Source organism: Microvirga ossetica (assembly GCF_002741015.1).
Classification (GTDB): Bacteria; Pseudomonadota; Alphaproteobacteria; order Rhizobiales; family Beijerinckiaceae; genus Microvirga; species Microvirga ossetica.
The window spans coordinates 2,593,924-2,611,806 of sequence record NZ_CP016616.1 but is presented as its reverse complement, the minus strand read 5'-3'; the positions used below and the strand labels follow the sequence as shown (position 1 = coordinate 2,611,806).

The following is a 17,883-nucleotide window of genomic DNA, read 5'->3' as shown; positions in this document are numbered from 1 at the left end:
TGTCATGCATGGCCGCTCTGAATCTATTGAACGACCTCCTGGGAGCGGTTTTCGCCGTCTGAGGATTGACGTGCGAGATCGACCATCAACTCGTCAGCCATCGTCTGAAGACGCTGGCGGTCGGGTTCCGAGAACTGGCGCGGCTGGGTGTCGATGACGGAGAGGGAGCCGACCACCAGTCCGGAGCGCGTCCGCAGCGGAGCTCCGGCATAGAAACGGATGCCTTTCTCCAGAACGAGCGGATCATCGGCAAACCTCGGATCCTCGGTGACGTCCTCGGACACGAGCACCTCGTTCGCCGCTACGACGTGCGCGTCCAACGACTCGTGGGCTGGCTGCCCGGTGACATGAGGATCCACAGCCTCATCCCCGGGGTGGCCGCCCTCGTTGCCCAGTGACACAAGGGCAATCGGTGCGCCGAATGCCTGGGCCACTTTCCTGGACACCTCGTCAAAACGCCGTCCGCTCGCGGAGGCCAAGCCGAGGTCGTGCAGCGCCTCGAGTTGCTCCTGTTCCGTGCCGGGATGGACCGAGGGCGCCTCGGCGGAAGATGGCGCGCGGGAGACCCATGCATCCACCCGGTCGATACAGGCCTCGAGGGAGGTGAACGCCGCGTCGGCCGCCATCTGCTTCGCGAGCGCATCGGTCTGCCCAATGCCGGGCGCCGGGTTCCAGCAGCAGACGGCGAGCTTTATGTGGGGTGCCCGGCGGCGGAGTCGGCGGCAAATGTAGCGGGCATACACCTGGGGCTGTGGGTGGAGGTAAGACAGGCAGACGACATCCACGCCGTGAAGGTCGAGTTGCCCCAGCGCTCCTTGGCTGACAGCGATCGGCGGCAGGACACGCGCACCGATGCCGCGTTCGCCGAGCACCTGCGCCATCATCTCGACGGCTGCACGATCAAGTTCCGTACGCCCGGCCAGGCAGAGGATTCGCGCCTCGCCGGCAGATGGCACGCGGCCTTCGCCCGCCTGCTCTTTCGGTTCGTCACCGAAGCCCGCCTTTTCCCGAACGTGATCCTCGACCTCCCGAACGACGCAGATGGCCGTGTCGGCGACGAGCCGCCTGTAAGAGGTGTCCGTGGTGCTGCGCTGGCGGTCGTTTTCGGCCAGGCGAAGGGCAGGGATGCCGACATTGTCGTAGAACTCGCGCGAGGAATGTTCGTCGACATAGTCCTCAGCCAACTCGACAGCCTCCTCCAGATTGCCGGCGAGAAGGCGCTGATAGAGACGCTCCTCCGGCGCGAGCACCGGATCGCTGCCCAGGAGGATTCCCAGGAATTCGAGCCGCGGCACGTAGCGTCCGATCACGACGAGGCAGACTGTGAGGGGCGTTGCCAGAAACAGCCCGACCGGCCCCCAAAGGGTGGTCCAGAAGATCGCCGCCATGATGATGGCGAGCGACGACAGGCCGGTGCTGGAGCCGTAGAGCCACGGCTCGATCACGTTGTTGCTGACGAGCTCCGCCATGAGGAACAGCCCAACGACCCAGAACAGCATAGTCCAGCCGGGATCGACGGCGATCGCCAAGGCGATGGGAAACAGGGCTGCCAGGAAGGGACCGAGATAGGGAACGAACCGCAGCACCGCTGCGAGCAATCCCCACAGCACAGCGTTGGGCACCCCGATGAAGTAGAGGGCGAGGCCGATCGGAATGCCGTAGCTCAGGTTGACCAAGAGCTGCATCAGGAGGTAGCGGCTGACCCGGGCGGCCGCATCGTTGATGGCCTGTGTGCTCTTCTGAAGATCGCCTGCTCCCGCAAGCTTGATGAAGCGGTCGCGCAGATCCTCCCGCTCGAGAAGCACGAAGATCACGAAGATGATGACGAGGCCGGCAGTGGCCAGCGGCGCGAGCAGAGGGCCGACGATCGTCTGGATCACCTCAAGCGGACGGGGCCTGGGAGGCTCCAACCTGACGGTGACGGGCTCTTGCGAAGTGCCGCCGAGAGTGGGGCCAGGTTTCTGCACCGGCTTATCCTCGCCGGAGATTTCCTTGCCGAGATCCTCGATGGTGGTGGTGACCTTTTCAACAATACCGCCGCCGGGGGCGGTTTGCTGCAGGGAGCGGATCTTCTGGGTGATGGTGGTCTGGTAGGTCGGAAGGTTGCTGGCGAGCTGGACGATCTGGCGGCCGACGACGAAGCCGATGCCGCCGATGAGGATGAAGGCCAGCGTGACGGCAACGAGCACCGCGGCGATCCGAGGCAGCTTCAGGCGCCGGAGCCAGTTTACCAGCGGGGTAAGCGCAAAGCTCAGGAGGATGGCGAGGGCAAAGGGAATGAAGATGTCCCGGCCGAAATAGAGTCCCCCGATCGCCAGGACGATGCCACCGGCTGTCAGGACGGGGGAGCTCGCGGGCTGCGCGACGGATGGGGGCAGGGCCGGATCAGCCATGAGACGACGCTCCCAGCTTAGGTTGTTCATCGGACAAACACAGCGCCGGCCGATTGGATCCCCTCCCGTGCCGTCCTCCGGCAGAGTAGGGACACGCAAGGAGCGGGATATCACGGTCTATGCGCTAGGTTGCCGGCAGGTGGCTCGTTAGGCCCGTGCAAGCACCAGGCAGTCCAGAACAGCGGTATAATGGCAGGCTGCCGCGACGAGGACGAAGCTGTGCCAGATCGCGTTCTGAAAGCGCAGGCCCTCCCAGAGATGAAACAACACGCCGATTGTGTAGAGAATGCCACCGATGGCGAGAAGCCAGAGGGTGGAGGCGGGAAGGGTGCCGAACACGGATTCATAGGCCATGACGCCGCTCCAGCTCAGGAGAAGGTAGAGCAGGATCGAAAGGCGGTCGAAACGGCCTGGAAATTTCAGCTTCAGCGCAATCCCTACCATGGAGGTCAGCCATACGCCGACCAGCAGCAGGGAGGATTCTACATTGGCCTTCATTTGAGTGATGAAAGGCGTGTAGGTGCCTGCAATCAGGAGGTAGATGGCCGAATGGTCAAACCGTCGCAGCAACCATTTGACGGGCGAGACCGGCCAAAGGTTGTAGAGCGCCGAGATGGTGAGCACTGTCAGAAGTCCGGTGCCGTAGACCAGAATGGACGTGAATTCCCACGCCCCGACGACGGGAGCCGCTAAGATGACCAGGGCGATGATGGAGACGATTCCGACCATCACGCCGACAGCATGCACGATGCCATCGGCGATGAGTTCCTTTGTGTCATAGTCCCATTTCAAGGTCGTCACCGCTGGAATAGGTTAATCATCGGCAGCTGGATTAAAATAGGTCATGCCACAACGCTCGGCTAGGCGGCTCGCGCTCCGCCGGCCAATTCGCGTAGCAGGGCAATCATGCCGACATGCTGCAACAGTCCCAGGATTCAACTGCGAGCTCGGTTCGATTTACCTTCAGGGGCTTGAGCGCTGCGGACTCCAGAGGAACACCTCATCGCCGTTCTGGTCCAGGATTCGCAACGCATCCGGCTTTTGCGGCATGTCCAACGTTTCGAACAGGGATTGGGCTCTCACCTTTGCGTCGTCCAGATCAGCTGTGTCGTGCTCAACCGATGCCAGCATGGCATGAGCTTTGTCGGCGTCGCGGACCCGGAAGAACTCAATGATAAACATCACACGACCTCCGTCCTGCTGGATGGACCGACATCCGCTTCAGGCAGCGTGTTCCTGCATCCTTGGAGCTGGGGACTCATCCGACGGACACTTCAGCGTCCGAGGCGGTATCAGCATCGTTTCGCGCGAGAAGGGCCTGCAGGACCGCCAGAGCGGCCTCATCGGCCGCCGATGCCGCCAGCTCGAAGACGGCAATGGCGTAGGTTTCAGCTTCATCGGCACGCACTTCCAGCAGATGGGTCTTGTGGTGCTCTTTCCAAAGAACTCTGTCAGCGATAGAGCCAGCCCTTTTCTCCGCAAGCCATGTCTTGACCCTGATATTGGCTGCTTCGACGGTAACGCGGTTGTCATAAATGCGCTGCTCAACACGGTCGAGTTGGCTCTCGAGCAGGTCCTGCGACTTTTCAAAAGCCGCTACCCCATTTGATTTGAGCGCCTCGAGCCGGCGGTCAATACTGTGAAGTTTGATGCGCAACTCGTCACAAAGGCGGCCCATGCGCTCACTCATTCGTATCTCCTGTGAGATCGTACCATTACGGTCAAAGAGAGAGCGGATCTGGCCCTTCCGATGACTGCCACTCTCGGCTGAATTGACTGACAATCCCCGTGCTGAAGACCCTCGCTCCTGGCCCGGCAGCTTTGGCTTCCGTCACTGCGGCGTTGATAGCCAACAGGCGGGAATCGTACTCCCCATGATGTTTGCCATTCACCCGGATGCGCCAGGCGCCATGATGTCGAACGACGTAAAGCTCGGCTGCCATCAATCGATCTCCCTCGTTATCGGTTCGGATTGGGCACCCAGCCGGCGATTGACGCCTGCAGAGGGATGTTAGAACCGCTTGCCTGCCATCCAGCCTTGGACGTCGGTTCTGGCGGTCTCATACGGCAGGCTGTACCGCACTTTCACCAGTGTGATCAGCTGCTCTTCATTCTTGATCTGGGACAGGTCCAAAGAGGTCAGGCAACTCCACTGACGCTTCGCGTCGATGCGGTACCCGGTCTTGCGAGTGACGGTCTCATTGCTTTCGCCGCCCTGATATCCAAACATCGTTGCCTCCATCATTGGGGCCGGTCTCACTCGTGCAGCGACCGGCTCAAAGCTGCTTGTCCAGGACCCAGAACTCAACATCCCGAGTGGCCTGCTCATGGGAGAGACTGTATCTCTCCTCCACTCGCTCGATGAGTTCTGACGTGGTTCGCACTCCCGACAACTCTACCGCCGTCAACCGCAGCCAAGTGATGTGCGCTCCCTGCACAGCGAGAGGCATAAGGCCAGGGTCACCCTGATCCTGATAATGCTCAAGATCGAACATGGGAGTTTTTCTCAGACACATGGCGGGCCTCCTCAACAGAGCCCCATCCTCTTCCAGGCCAACCTTGGCTTGAAGCGAAATGACAGGAACGGACAAGTTCATGTAAGTTAATATGGAGATCGTTCGCAGCATTACATCAACTCCAATAAATAAAACTGAAAATAATGTGGATTTGATATCTAATGTTTTACAAGAGAGTATACTGTCGGAGAAGAAGTTATGCCAGGCGAATAGGCACTTACACCTAGCGCACGGTCTCATTTATAGGAGGGACCTCGGAATGTTGAGCCAGGCACTTTTCTCTGCGTTGCTGATTGCCGGCTGCCTCGTCGTGTACGAAATGGGCATTTGGAAAAGACCGGCGAAGCGGCTCCATCCACCGAGATAGTGGAGGGAGCCGGAGCAACGATCTACCGGTTCTCACCTTGAGAGGCTGAAGCTATCTGGCGAGGGGAATCAGCGCTCCCATTTGCCTTCGTAGCGGAATTCGGGAGCCGATTTAAGCTGCTCAAGATCGGCGTTCATCGTGGCCTGCCACTTGCCATCGGTCTCTATGTACTTGATCGAGATCGCAGATGGATCCACCGCCGCGTAGCGTCGATCAATGCCCAGGACCTCACCGATGGAAAGCACCACGCCACTGATCTGTCCGCCCTCAAAGACGACATCTTCAATCCTGCCCATGTTCTCACCAGTCGAGCTGCGGACGTTCAATCCAATTAAGCGTGAACTGAGGATCGCATTGTTGCTGATCGTGATGAACTTGGGAGCGCTTGAGGCTGGCGGCGTGCTCTGGGCGTGAGACACATCTGCCAATCCGAGGGCTGACAGAACGATAATCGCGGATGTACGCATCGAACTTGTTCCAGGATGAGAGCCTAGTACCAGTTTCCGCCGGAATAGTGGCCGATTTAGGAGGATCCTCCGCGCCGCCGCATGCAGGAGCCAGCCGCCGCCGGTTTAGCTCACCGAAATCTATTTCCGCGACAAACACCATAAGAAGCGTGAAACAGCTCCAAATAGCGAGAAGGTAATGACCTTCTCGCTTACGGATCTGGGGAGCGATCACCATATAGAGCCTTGGAGCCGCACGATGTGCTCCTCAAGGAGCGATCTATGCGGATTATGGTGGCGACAGCCCTGCTTGCCATGTTGATGGCACCTCACGCCGCAGAGGCCAAGGATAGAGGTGAACAAGAGATAGACAGCCCCAAAGTGTCTGTATCAAAGCCATATTCCGCCGAGGAATCGGCAGCGCTGGGAAGAGCGGCTCGGGCCAAGGCGGAGGCGCAAGAACGGGTCTGGGATCGCAAGATGAAGACCATCGCGAGAGGTATCTGCACAGGTTGCTGAACTGGGCGGTGAGACGAGTGTGTCGCACTCGGTCTCCGATCCTTGTGCCCATCGCTGAAGGCTGACATCATCTCTGTCAGGATTTGGCTCGAGAGCGCTAGGATTTCAGACGCGTCGATATTACCAAGTTCCGTGTCGGAAAGGCAGATCCGCTAGAGCGGCAAGCAATGCTGCGATGAGGGCCCGATCCCGGAAACGGTCATCAAAAAGTCGGGTAACTGTTGTATGCTTTTACGATGATCAAAGATCCGAAGACGTCAGGTCAGCAGCAGGATCTCAAACGGTGGGATGATGAGGGTGGTGCGCCTCGATCAGGCCACTCTTCCCACGAGCCGCCCTTCGCGCCTGAGCCGAGGGTAACGGGCCTATATTACTTCAACATTCGCACTGGAAACGCTCTCCTGGAGGATCCCGAAGGAGACACTTACTCTGACCTTCATGCGGCGCGAGGTGGCGCCATCACCAAGGCGCGCGATATGCTCGCGGAAGGCGACCGGAAGGGCGAGGATCGGCGAAGCTGGCGCGTCGAGGTCATGGACAGGGCCAACCGACATGTGCTGACAGTCGGATTCTCGGAAGCCCTTGACCCAAAAGCAAGCGGCGAAGCTGAGGCGGAATGACGGCGTCCGCCCAGGGTGATTGAAGGAAGAGAGTCAGTTATGAGCAAAAGCCATCTCAGCCTCACCCAACGCGTTGTGAACTCGGTTTGGAAAGCCGTGAGGATGTTGGAGGATCGTCCTGCTCCACTCCCGAAGGTAAAACTCAACGGACGGCGCGGCTATGGTGACCGCGATATTCCATCGCCGGATCGAAGCCCTGACAACGAATGATCCGAAGCCCAGACCCATGCTCCACGGGCTGTGCCGTGGATCAGTGAGATTCGGCGAATTCGGTCTCGAGATTGACGATCTCTCGTCGGTGGAAGCGGAATGTCAGCCATGAGGAAGAGCGCTGTCAGCACCTGGGACAGCATTACATGAACCCTAGAATCACGCCTCCGCAAAACAGGAAGGCCAGGGCCGCGACAAAGAGCGCTTCGTTCTCGAAAGAGATATAGGATCGTATTCTGTGAGCCATGATTATCTCCTAATTTAATTTAAATATACGCTCTTAAAGGTTGAAAATATATCATTATGAAAGCGCAGTGGTAATTTTTATAGCAGAAGGAACTATTTAAAACTGTATTTTATTCGATGTCTGAAAGCTTAGGCTCCGAATTATTATTTTTCGATAGTCTTTCGGGAATAGACCGGCTTGAATTTGCAAGGACCTCACGCAGACAGGGCTTGGCAACGAGGCGAGCCGACGAATATCCTGGAAGGGATTTTGCAAGAAGCTGACAAGCATCAGGCAGACCGGGCATCGAGGAGCGCAATACGATCAAGCTCCGTTCTGATCGCCAGAGCCGTCTTTACGCCAATGCCTGGGAGCCGCTCGACCTGGTCAGCAATGGCGACGAGCTGCGCGAGCGTCGTAATGTTCTCTCGATCCAGGGCATTCCAGGCATTGAGCGGAAGACGCAGACCTCGAATTGGTCCCTCACAGTCTTCAAAAAGTCCCTTATGCATCTGCTTTCCTCTCCGGTTTTCCATGTTTCGTCGTCCATCCATGATACTGCAACTCTTGCTACCGGGCGCTAGCCCGCTGACATCAACCAGCGGGACCGCTCCTTCGCACAAAGGCTGGCAATCGCTCTGTATCGTCTTCCTCTCCGGACTCGGCAGCGTCCAGGATCTCATCCAGAACATCTGCCATGTCTTCAATCTGTTCGAAGCTTGCTGTCACGGCGAGCTTGGAGCCGTCCTCCAGCTCGATGATGAGCTGGGGGTCGGCATCGGGTGACGATAAGATCAGGAAGCGTGCGAGCTTCATTGTATCAGGCATGGTGTTCTCCGGTTATCGGTCAGTCATCTGAAAATCGTGAGTGAAGCAGCCCGCTGCCTCTCACAGGCGGCGCGGTTGTAAACCGCACCCCTGCTCTCGATGCTCCACTCTTTGAAGAGCGCATCGTTGGACGCGGAAAACCGGGCCCACTTTTCCGCACGATGCGCTAGCGAGGGCCGGTGGACGCATCGCGCATTTCCACGCGCATGATCCTGTCGCGACAGACGGGTCGACCAAGGTTCATCCGGTTGTGGATGAAGATGCTATCGCTTGCCGCCGGACGGTTTCGCTGGGGCAATACCCTTGCCCTGGTTTGCGAACGGCGACGCCGCCACGACAGTCTTCGGCTTCTCCTTTTTCGGCTTCTTCGCCTCGCGGTTTCCACGTTGCTCGCCCTTGGCCATCACTTGTCTCCTTTGTCGGTCACTTGGTGGGGAAATCGGCTCAGTCGTGGGTTGCCCTGTCGAGCAGATAATCGAAGTCGGCTATCACCTGATCGATCAGCTTGCGACGGCGTGGGTCGGCTGCGTCGACGCTCCGCGCAAAGAGACCGAGCAGATAGCGCGCCTTTTCGACGGCCTCCGGCCAATCGGTGGCAGGTGCGGCCGCGAGCATATCCTCGAGCGCGGCCTGTCTTGCGCGCAGCCCTTCCTGATCGGCCTCGACCTCGGATCGCAGACGTCGAAGGTCTGTCGCCTTCTGAGCCGACATGCCGCGATGGGCATCGAGATTCGTCGGTTGATCGACCATACTCCGGTTCCTCCGCTTCCGTTCCCTGCGCATACACGTGTGAGTCGATGGCTTAAACGCGTTCGGCCAGCAGCCGCGCCAACGTCCTGGCCGGCCGCGCAGAGGGGCCAACGGGCTCCGTCGCCGCGACATGCCAATTGTGCGCTCGAAGCGACCAACCAACATCCGAAAGGCTGCCCATCGGCTCGTGCGGCCAAGCGGGTTCGCCAACAGGTGTGAGGATCATGAAGCGCTGCGACGCTGCCATGCCGACGCGGGCGACATATAAGAGGTCATCGCCGTGTCGAAGCAGCGCAACCGGGTCGTAGATTTGCGACCCATGAAAGAACGCTTCGCCGCTGGTCAAATGTCTGACGCCCGGGCGGCAATCTCGCTTTCACGCACGGCGCGCTCGCCGAAGCCGGATGATTTGATCCTGTAGGAGACCTCACCCGTCTGGTCGGCCGGCATGAGCCGCGTCACCTCGTAGATCCCGCTTGACGTTGCGCGCTTGTCGGAGAAGTTCGGATGGGTGATATGGACCAACTGATGAATCTTATACTTGTGAGACATTCATTCCTCCAGGAGCTTGACCGCTCGTAGGCAGGCAGCGGCTGACCGCTATCGGGTGTTCATGGGAACAAACAAAAAGCCGCTCCATGCAGAAGCGGCTTCAAGGCTTAGCGGCACAGGCCTATGTCCTGAGCCGAGCATCGGAGGTCACGCCGTCTCGATGTTGTCGACGGCGATCTTGCCGGAGCGACGGTCTTCGGCCGTATCGAAGGCGACCTTCTGGCCTTCGAAGAGATTGCGCATGCCGGCACGCTCAAGAGCGGTCGCATGGACAAAGACGTCCTTGCTGCCATCATTCGGTTGGATGAAGCCGAAGCCCTTCATGTCGTTGTAGAATTTCACAGTACCAATAATCATTGCGTAATCTTTCGCGATAGCAGTCGATGCGCGTGAGAAAGGGCACGCAAAAGCGCGACCTTAACCCGGTTTCTCGATGTAATGGTAAGAGAGTCCGAACGCGCGCCTGACAATGTCATAGGCGAAACGACCCGATTGTCCGGCCAAAATCCGATACTACTTATATAGATCTTACCTTGGACATTAACAAGTGCAGTCTTTAATTTCTAGCAATTCCGTTGCAGTTTCTTCGGATTCGTTGCCTCCTGACCCACAGCCGACCCTGGATATCCTTTGTCACTTCGAGAATATCGGCAGCTGTCGATCACTCATCGATGTTCCCAAAACCGAATAGCGTCGGTGATTCACCCTTCGGCCCTCGTGCCGGTACCGGGCCCGAAGCCGTGACCGAGGTCCTTGTACTCCCGGTAGTCAACCTCCGTACCGGCCTTGCGCACCGCCGTACTCCAAAGCATCCAGCGTCGGCCACACAATCGCGCCGGTCGGTTTAAGAGCTTGATCGACGACCCGATCGTCATCGCCAGCCCATCGCCGGAGCGACATGCTTCAGGATGGCCTCAATGACATGGGCGTTGTAATCGACGCCGAGCTGGTTCGGCACGGTCAGAAGCAGGGTATCGGCCTCCGCAATCGCCTCATCCGCCTTGAGCTCCTCCACGAGCCTGTCCGGCTCTGCGGCGTAGGAGCGGCCGAAGATCGCGCGCATGTTGTCGATGATGCCGATCTGGTCGTTGTCCTTGCCGTGCCCGAAATAGGAGCGGTCGCGATCGTCCACGAGGGCGAAGATCGAGCGCGAGACCGAGACGCGGGGTTCGCGGGCATGTCTCGCCTCCTTCCACGCTTCCCTGTAGCGGCGGATCTGCTTGGCCTGCTGGACATGGAAGGGCTCGCCCGTTTCGTCCTCTTTGAGGGTCGAGCTCTGGAGGTTCATGCCCTGCTGCGCGGCCCATATCGCGGTCGTGTTGGAGGCGGACCCCCACCAGATGCGCTCGCGCAGGCCCTCCGAATGCGGCTCGAGGCGCAGCAGGCCCGGCGGGTTGGGAAACATCGGGCGCGGGTTCGGCTCGGCAAAGCCCTCGCCCTTGAGGACGTTGAGCAGCACTTCCGTGTGACGGCGGGCCATGTCGGCGTCGCTTTGGCCGTCTTCGGGCGCATAGCCGAAATAGCGCCAGCCATCGATCACCTGCTCAGGTGAGCCGCGGCTGATGCCGAGCTGGAGACGCCCGCCGCTGATCAGATCGGCCGCGCCCGCATCCTCGGCCATGTAGAGAGGGTTCTCGTAGCGCATGTCGATGACGGCGGTGCCGATCTCGATGCGGCTCGTCTTCGCGCCGATGGCCGCCAGCAGCGGGAAGGGCGAGCCGAGCTGGCGCGCAAAATGATGGACGCGGAAGTATGCGCCGTCGGCGCCGAGCTCCTCGGCCGCGACGGCAAGGTCGATGGATTGGAGAAGGGTGTCACGGGCCGAGCGCGTCTGTGACTGCGGCGAGGGCGACCAGTGCCCGAACGAGAGAAAGCCGATCTTCTTCATGAGGCGATCCTATGCCAATGCCTTCATTTGATTCGACACGATAGCAGGGAGTTCGGCTGGTTCGTGCCATAGCTTCTCCATGAGCGTTGCCACGGAAGATCGATCCTGCCGCCGCCGAGTTTCATATCACGACTCGTGCAGGCCTGCCTGCCGGGCTCCGAACCAGCTGAGCCGTAGCAGGTCCAGGTTGACGAAGATCGCGCCCGCCGCAGCCATCAGCGCCAGAGCGCTCCAGGTGAGCGCATAAACGAGATGGTTGTTCGAAAAGGCGATCACCGTCAGTCCTGCGACAGGCAGGCCGCTTTCGCCGGGAGAACGTTCGGCGTCGATGAAATAGGGCGCGATCTTGTCCAGGCCGCTCGACGCTGCGATTGCAACCACGTCGCGGGAAAACCAGCGACTTTTTGCGGGGTCGTTCGCGCGCAAAAAGGCGCCGCCCGGCTCGGACATGCGCAACAGGCCCGTCACGGTGACGGGTCCTGGGCGCAGCAGCCGCCAGGAGGCCGGGTTGCGCTCGGCCGCGGGAACGAAGCCGCGGTTGACGAGGATCGTCGACCCGTCATCTTGAGCCAGGGGCGTCATGACCCAATATCCACCGCCCAGCTCCGTTACGGCTTGGACGAGCGTCGATCGACCCTCAAGCCACCTGCCCGTCGCGACCACGCGACGATACTCGTCCGCTGCAGCCGAGATGCCAGCCCAACTTCCCCAACCTGGCGCAGGCGTCGGTGCCGCATGAACCCGCGCCTCTACGCGCGCGATCAGATCGAGCTTATAGGCGCGGCGATGGACCTGCCAGACGGCGAGCGCAGCGAGACAGGCCACAAGCAGGATCGCCACGAGATCGAAGGCGATCAGCGCGGCAATTTTTCTGCGCGTCACGGCTTTTGCAATGCCTCGTGCGGCGACATCGGCATCATGTTCTGGTCCATGTGGTACATGACCCATATCGAGCCAACCAGCGTGATGACAACTAGAGTGAGGGTGAACAGCAGGGCCAGGAAGGTCCAGCCGCCCTCCGACTTCGTGTTCATGTGCAGGAAGTAGATCATGTGGACCACGATCTGCACCGCCGCGAGCGCCATGATGACGATGCTCGTCAGGACCGTGTCGTTCAGGACATTGCCCATCACGAGCCAGAACGGAATGGCGGTCAGGATGACCGACAGGACGAAGCCGATCATGTAGCTTCTGAACGTGCCCTGCGCGTCATGAGAATGACCCCCGTGCGCCTCGCCGTGGCCATGCGGCTTCCCGGCGAGTCCGGGCTCGGTGACCTGGCTCATCGCATGGCCCCCATCAGGTAAACGAAGGTGAAGACGCCGATCCAGACCACGTCGAGGAAGTGCCAGAACATGGAGAGACACATGAGCCGGCGCTGGTTCGCCACGATCAGCCCGCGCTGGCGGACCTGAACCATCAGCGTCACGAGCCAGACGATGCCGAATGTGACATGCAGCCCATGCGTCCCCACCAGCGCGAAGAAGGAAGACAAGAAGGCGCTGCGCCGAGGGGTGGCGCCCTCATGAATGAGATGTGAGAATTCGTAGAGTTCGATTCCGATAAAGGCCGCTCCGAACAGACCCGTGACCGCCAGCCAAGAGAGTGTCGAGCCCACGCGGTCCTTCTGCATTTCCAACATGGCAAAGCCGAAGGTCATCGAGGACAGCAGGAGAAAGCCCGTATTGACAGCGACGAGCCGCAGGTCGAACAGATCGGCTCCCGATGGGCCCGCCGCATAGTTGCGGCCGAGCACGCCGAAGGTGGCGAACAGGGCCGCGAAGATGAGGCAGTCGCTCATCAGATAGAGCCAAAAGCCGAACAGCGTCCCCCCATCGCCGTGGGCGTGCCCTTCCTCGTCGTAGAAGACAGGCGCCGTGGCGCCGGGCGGAGGAGTCGTTTCATGCATCGCCTCAAGCTCCTCCCGCGAGTTGCGGTGCTCGGTGGCTTTCAATCCGGACGACGTCCTCGGCCGGGATGTAATAGTCCCGGTCGTAGTTGAACGTGTGGATGATGGCGACCGCGAGGACACCGACGAACGACAGAGCGGCCAGCCACCAGATGTACCAGACCAGGGCGAAGCCGAGCACGGTGCTGAGCCCGGCCAGGATGACGCCCGTGCCTGTGTTCCTGGGCATGTGGATCGGTCTGAAGCCTTGCAGAGGCCGGTCGTGACCGCGCTTCTTCATGTCCCACCACGCGTCGAGATCGTGGACGACCGGCGTGAAGGCGAAGTTATAGGGTGGAGGCGGCGAAGTGGTCGACCATTCAAGCGTCCGGCCGCCCCAGGGATCGCCGGTGGTGTCGCGCAGCTGCTCGCGTCGGAAAAAGCTGACGACGAGCTGGATCACGAATGCCAGAATGCCGGCCATGATGATGAAGGCGCCGATCGCGGCGAGCGTCAGGAAGGGCTGCACGGCCGGGTCCTCGAAATGCTGCGTCCGGCGCGTCACGCCCATCAGGCCGATAATATAGATCGGCATGAACGTGATCCAGAAGCCGATCAGCCAGCACCAGAACGACGCCTTTCCCCAGAACGGGTCGAGCTTGTAGCCGAACGCCTTGGGGAACCAGTACTGGACGCCCGCAAGCAGCCCGAACACCACGCCGCCGATGATGACGTTGTGGAAATGAGCGACCAGGAACAGGCTGTTGTGCAGGACGAAGTCGGCGGGCGGCACCGCGAGCAGCACGCCGGTCAACCCGCCGAGCACGAAGGTCGGGATGAAGCCCATCACCCAGATCATCGGCGTCTCGAACCGGATCTTCCCGCGATACATGGTGAACAGCCAGTTGAACACCTTCGCTCCCGTCGGGATCGAGATGATCATCGTCGTGATGCCGAAAAAGGCGTTGACGTTGGCGCCCGCCCCCATGGTGAAGAAGTGGTGCAGCCAGGTCAGCCAGGACACGAGGGCGATGACCGCTGTGGCGTAAACCATCGACGTGTACCCGAACAGACGCTTGCCGCAGAAAGTGGATACGACCTCCGAATAGATGCCGAAGGCGGGCAGGACCAGGACATAAACCTCCGGATGGCCCCAGATCCAGATGAGATTCATGTACAGCATCGAGTTGCCGCCGAAATCGTTCGTGAAGAAGCGCGTTCCTACGTAACGGTCGAGCGCCAGGAGTGCCAAGGTCGCGGTCAGGATCGGGAAGATCGTGACGATGATGGCGTTGCTGGCAAGTGTCGTCCAAGTAAAGACCGGCAGCTTCATCATCGTCATGCCCGGTGCGCGCATCTTCACGATGGTCGCGATCAGGTTGATGCCGGACAGCGTGGTGCCGACGCCCGCGATCTGAAGGCCCCAGATGTAGTAATCGACTCCGACGCCGGGGCTGTAGGCGGCCCCCGACAATGGCGGATAGGCGAGCCAGGTGGCCCGCGAGTACTCGCCCACGAAGAGGGACATCATGGTGAGGACGGCGCCTCCCACCGTCATCCAGAAGCTGAAATTGTTCAGGAACGGGAAGGCCACGTCGCGCGCGCCGATCTGCAGCGGCATGATGTAGTTCATGACGCCGGTCACGAAGGGCATGGCCATGAAGAAGATCATGATCGTGCCATGCGCGGTGAAGACCTGGTCGTAATGATGCGGAGGCAGGTAGCCCTCCGACGCGCCGACCGCAAGAGCCTTCTGCGTAATCATCATGATCGCGTCGGCGAAGCCGCGCAGCAGCATCACGATGGCGAGGATGATGTACATGATGCCGATCTTCTTGTGATCGACGCTCGTGAACCATTCCCGCCACAGGTAACCCCATTGGCCGTACCAGGTAACGGCTGCGAGCAGGGCCAAGCCAACCACGGCCACGACTAGGAATGTCACGACCAGGATGGGCTCATGGTAGGGAATGGCTTCCAGGGACAGGCGCCCGAAGAGGAATTGGCTGAGATCTGAGTTCGAGAACATGGGCGCTCGTCCGAATCAGTGTTGGTGGGTGCCGGTGGGCAGATTGTTCAATTGGGCGGGCGCGGGGCCACTGCCCGAACCGGGCGGGACACTGCCCCGCTCCTGGGCGCCTTGCCCACCGTCGCGCGGTATCACGCCTTCGGGCTCTTCTGGACTGCGGGGCGTACGACCCGAGGCGGGGAAGGTGGCGCCGGATGGCTCGTCGCCTTCCTGGACCCGGCGGCTGTCGTATTCGAGACGCTGACGATTCGCCTCGCTGGCATTCGCCGCGCCGCCGGTCCTGTCGATGTGGTGCATTTCGTGCACGCACATCTGACCCGGGGCGACGCACAGGCCGACAGCGGCGTCGAAGAGGCCGCCCTCCACCGAGCTGAAATATCGGACCGGCTCCGCCTCGCTCGGCTTCTCGAGCTTGAGATAGGCCTCGCGGTCGAGGGGTGTTCCGGCGGACTTCGCCTTCGCCACCCAATCGTCGAAACCCTGCTGTGTGAAGCTTCGGAAGCCGAAGTTCATGCGGGAGAAGCCCGCTCCGCTGTACATCCCCGATAAGCCGGTGAAATCCCCCTCGCCGTTCATGACGGCATGAAGCTTCGTCTCCATGCCCGGCATGGCGTAGATCATGCCTGCGAGGGCGGGAACGTAGAACGTGTTCCACACGGAGGACGACGTGATCCTGAAGGAGATCGGCACGTTCGCGGGCGCGGCCATCTCGTTCAAGCTCGCGACGCCGTATTCGGGGTAGATGAAGAGCCACTTCCAGTCGAGCGCGACAACCTCGACCGTCAGGGGCTTGACGTCGGCCGGCACGGGCTTGTCGGGCGCGAGCCGAGAGAGCGGCCTGTAGGGGTCGAGCGTGTGCGTGCTGACCCAGGTCATGGCACCCAGGGCGATGATGATGAGCAGGGGTATGGTCCAGATGACCACTTCGAGCTGGGTCGAGTGGTGAAAATCCGGGTCATAGGTCGCATCCGTATTCGATGCACGATAGCGCCACGCGAAGAGGAACGTGAGCGCGATCACCGGCAGGATGACGAGCAGCATGAGCGCGGTGGACGCGATGATGAGATTGCGCTGCTGGACTGCAACGTCGCCAGAGGGGTCCATGACGACCATGCCGCAGCCGGTGAGCAGCCCCGAGACGGCGAGCAATGCCAGGATCCGCAGGGATTTATGCGCCGAGGTCCCGCGTGAGAGGCGGGCAGCGCGTCGGTTCGGGGACAGAATGGCCATGGCTGTCAATTCATGCTTCCCGGGAGCAGCGAGATACATTCCGGTGGGATGGGTGCATTTCGCCTCCGCACGGCTCAAACCTGCCGGATTTCCGAGCGGGACAGGCTGAGCGCCACAAGGGTTGTGACCGCCCCCGACAGCAGATACAGGCCGACGCAGGCGAGCCCGTAGCGGGCAGACAGGAACAGAACGATCAGCGGCGCGAAGCCAGCCCCGAGCAACCAGGCAAGGTCGTTGGTGAGCGCAGCGCCGGTGTAGCGGTAGCGTTGATCGAGCTGCGACGTCACCGCGCCCGACGATTGCCCGTAGGACAGGCCGAGCAGCGCGAAGCCGGCATTGACGTAGATTGTCTGGCCGATCGCGTTCTCCTCGACGATCAAGGGAGCGATGATGCTGCAAATGGCGAAGACGGCGATCAAGCCTGCCGAGATCATGAGGAGCATGCGACGGCCGATCTGGTCAGCGATCAGACCTGAGGCTACAACCGCGCCCGCGCAGATGAAGGCCCCGGAACATTGTATCATGAGGAACTCGCCCGCCGAACGCTGCGTGAACAGGGTGATCCAGCTGATGGGGAAGACGGTCACGAGATGGAACAACGCGAAGCTCGCCAGCGGAATCAGGGCTCCGACCAGGAGAACGCCCGCGTAATCCCGGATCAGCGGGATGATGGGCGAGGGTTCGAGCCGCCGCCGTTCGAGAAGGCGCGAGAACTCCTCGGTGGCGACGAGACGCAAGCGCGAGAACAAGGCGACGACGTTGACGGCAAAGGCGCAGAAGAAGGGATATCGCCAGCCCCAGTCCAGGAAATCGGCTTCCGACAGGTTGAGCATGAAGTAGGCGAACAGCACGCCTGCCACCATGAAGCCGAGCGGAGCGCCGAGTTGCGGGATGGCGGCGTAGAAGCCGCGGCGCTCGATCGGCGCGTTGAGGGCGAGAAGAGAGGCCAGCCCATCCCATGCTCCGCCCAGGGCCAAGCCCTGCCCGATCCTTAAGATGCCGAGAAGGTACAGGGACCAGGCGCCGATCTGCGCGTAACCGGGCAGGAAGGAGATCGCCATGGTGGAGAAGCCGAGCAGGAAAAGCGCGATGGTGAGCTTGACGCCACGACCGTGCCGGCGGTCGACCGCGGTGAAGATGATTGTTCCGATCGGCCGGGCAATAAAGGCCAACGAGAACATGGCGAACGAGTAAAGCGTCGCCGTCACGGGTTCCGCAAAGGGAAAGAACACCTTGGGGAAGACCACCACCGACGCGATGGCGAAAACGAAGAAGTCGAAATACTCTGCCGCCCGGCCGATGATGACCCCGATGGCGATCTCACTTGGCGCGACCCTATGGTCGGTGGACACCAGGCGGGCGTCGCGCTCGAGCTGCGTGGAGGTAGGCTGCGGTCCTTCAACCTGATCCATCGTCATCTG

Annotated in this window: 22 protein-coding genes; 1 reads left to right on the top strand and 21 read right to left on the bottom strand. The window is 60.6% G+C overall.

Features of this window, described 5'->3' with window-relative positions; all coding sequences use genetic code 11:
- Positions 1 to 23 precede the first annotated feature (23 nt).
- The 7 genes from BB934_RS12255 to BB934_RS12225 form a co-directional block, all read right to left on the bottom strand.
- Complete coding sequence (locus tag BB934_RS12255) at positions 24 to 2,393, bottom strand: AI-2E family transporter (protein WP_099509885.1); 2,370 nt, start codon at positions 2,391 to 2,393, stop codon at positions 24 to 26.
- Positions 2,394 to 2,540: 147 nt separating this feature from the next.
- The gene (trhA, locus tag BB934_RS12250) at positions 2,541 to 3,185 is read right to left on the bottom strand and encodes a PAQR family membrane homeostasis protein TrhA (protein WP_237050259.1); all 645 of its coding nucleotides are present in this window, start codon (positions 3,183 to 3,185) and stop codon (positions 2,541 to 2,543) included.
- Positions 3,186 to 3,356: 171 nt separating this feature from the next.
- A complete protein-coding gene (locus tag BB934_RS12245) occupies positions 3,357 to 3,575 on the bottom strand; it encodes a hypothetical protein (protein ID WP_099509884.1) in 219 nt (72 codons plus the stop codon).
- A 76-nt stretch (positions 3,576 to 3,651) separates the two neighbouring features.
- Positions 3,652 to 4,083, bottom strand: coding sequence for a hypothetical protein (locus BB934_RS12240; RefSeq protein WP_099509883.1), 432 nt, complete (start codon positions 4,081 to 4,083; stop codon positions 3,652 to 3,654).
- Positions 4,084 to 4,114: 31 nt separating this feature from the next.
- Positions 4,115 to 4,336, bottom strand: a complete 222-nt coding sequence (locus tag BB934_RS47030; protein ID WP_157934144.1) for a hypothetical protein — start codon at positions 4,334 to 4,336, stop codon at positions 4,115 to 4,117.
- A 68-nt stretch (positions 4,337 to 4,404) separates the two neighbouring features.
- On the bottom strand, positions 4,405 to 4,623 hold the full coding sequence (locus tag BB934_RS12235; RefSeq protein ID WP_099512792.1) for a hypothetical protein: 219 nt from the start codon (positions 4,621 to 4,623) through the stop codon (positions 4,405 to 4,407).
- Between the two features lie 721 nt (positions 4,624 to 5,344).
- Complete coding sequence (locus tag BB934_RS12225) at positions 5,345 to 5,743, bottom strand: PRC-barrel domain-containing protein (protein WP_099509881.1); 399 nt, start codon at positions 5,741 to 5,743, stop codon at positions 5,345 to 5,347.
- A 734-nt stretch (positions 5,744 to 6,477) separates the two neighbouring features.
- Between BB934_RS12225 and BB934_RS12215 the strand changes: the two genes are divergently transcribed.
- Entirely contained in the window at positions 6,478 to 6,861 is a 384-nt protein-coding gene (locus BB934_RS12215; RefSeq protein WP_099509879.1) for a DUF6894 family protein, read from the top strand.
- 726 nt (positions 6,862 to 7,587) lie between these two features.
- On the opposite strand, the gene BB934_RS12210 is transcribed toward BB934_RS12215, so the two are convergent.
- The 14 genes from BB934_RS12210 to BB934_RS12145 all read right to left on the bottom strand — a co-directional run bounded on the left by BB934_RS12210 (position 7,588) and on the right by BB934_RS12145 (position 17,880).
- Positions 7,588 to 7,809, bottom strand: a complete 222-nt coding sequence (locus BB934_RS12210; protein WP_099509878.1) for a DNA-directed RNA polymerase subunit alpha C-terminal domain-containing protein — start codon at positions 7,807 to 7,809, stop codon at positions 7,588 to 7,590.
- Positions 7,810 to 7,891: 82 nt separating this feature from the next.
- Positions 7,892 to 8,113, bottom strand: a complete 222-nt coding sequence (locus BB934_RS12205) for a hypothetical protein (RefSeq protein WP_157934143.1) — start codon at positions 8,111 to 8,113, stop codon at positions 7,892 to 7,894.
- Between the two features lie 275 nt (positions 8,114 to 8,388).
- On the bottom strand, positions 8,389 to 8,529 hold the full coding sequence (locus BB934_RS48545) for a hypothetical protein (RefSeq protein ID WP_173909447.1): 141 nt from the start codon (positions 8,527 to 8,529) through the stop codon (positions 8,389 to 8,391).
- Positions 8,530 to 8,569: 40 nt separating this feature from the next.
- Positions 8,570 to 8,875, bottom strand: coding sequence for a hypothetical protein (locus BB934_RS12200; protein WP_099509876.1), 306 nt, complete (start codon positions 8,873 to 8,875; stop codon positions 8,570 to 8,572).
- 342 nt (positions 8,876 to 9,217) lie between these two features.
- Positions 9,218 to 9,427, bottom strand: a complete 210-nt coding sequence (locus BB934_RS12190) for a hypothetical protein (RefSeq protein ID WP_099509874.1) — start codon at positions 9,425 to 9,427, stop codon at positions 9,218 to 9,220.
- 147 nt (positions 9,428 to 9,574) lie between these two features.
- Entirely contained in the window at positions 9,575 to 9,784 is a 210-nt protein-coding gene (locus tag BB934_RS12185) for a cold-shock protein (protein WP_099509873.1), read from the bottom strand.
- A 344-nt stretch (positions 9,785 to 10,128) separates the two neighbouring features.
- Positions 10,129 to 10,221: an alpha/beta hydrolase gene (locus BB934_RS49060; protein WP_237050258.1), complete on the bottom strand. Its 93-nt coding sequence runs from the start codon at positions 10,219 to 10,221 to the stop codon at positions 10,129 to 10,131.
- A gap of 77 nt (positions 10,222 to 10,298) precedes the next feature.
- Positions 10,299 to 11,315 (bottom strand): LLM class flavin-dependent oxidoreductase, encoded by a 1,017-nt coding sequence (locus tag BB934_RS12175; protein ID WP_099509872.1) that lies wholly within the window; start codon positions 11,313 to 11,315, stop codon positions 10,299 to 10,301.
- Positions 11,316 to 11,441: 126 nt separating this feature from the next.
- A complete protein-coding gene (locus tag BB934_RS12170; RefSeq protein ID WP_237050257.1) occupies positions 11,442 to 12,197 on the bottom strand; it encodes an SURF1 family protein in 756 nt (251 codons plus the stop codon).
- The gene (cyoD, locus tag BB934_RS12165) at positions 12,194 to 12,601 is read right to left on the bottom strand and encodes a cytochrome o ubiquinol oxidase subunit IV (protein WP_099509870.1); all 408 of its coding nucleotides are present in this window, start codon (positions 12,599 to 12,601) and stop codon (positions 12,194 to 12,196) included. Before cyoD ends, BB934_RS12170 begins: the two co-directional genes overlap by 4 nt.
- Positions 12,598 to 13,224, bottom strand: coding sequence for a cytochrome o ubiquinol oxidase subunit III (cyoC, locus tag BB934_RS12160; protein WP_099509869.1), 627 nt, complete (start codon positions 13,222 to 13,224; stop codon positions 12,598 to 12,600). The genes cyoD and cyoC overlap by 4 nt, the downstream gene beginning before the upstream one ends.
- A gap of 4 nt (positions 13,225 to 13,228) precedes the next feature.
- Positions 13,229 to 15,232 (bottom strand): cytochrome o ubiquinol oxidase subunit I, encoded by a 2,004-nt coding sequence (cyoB, locus tag BB934_RS12155; protein ID WP_099509868.1) that lies wholly within the window; start codon positions 15,230 to 15,232, stop codon positions 13,229 to 13,231.
- Between the two features lie 15 nt (positions 15,233 to 15,247).
- On the bottom strand, positions 15,248 to 16,462 hold the full coding sequence (gene cyoA / locus BB934_RS12150; RefSeq protein ID WP_099512790.1) for a ubiquinol oxidase subunit II: 1,215 nt from the start codon (positions 16,460 to 16,462) through the stop codon (positions 15,248 to 15,250).
- A 74-nt stretch (positions 16,463 to 16,536) separates the two neighbouring features.
- Positions 16,537 to 17,880, bottom strand: coding sequence for an MFS transporter (locus tag BB934_RS12145; protein WP_099509867.1), 1,344 nt, complete (start codon positions 17,878 to 17,880; stop codon positions 16,537 to 16,539).
- Positions 17,881 to 17,883: the final 3 nt, after the last annotated feature.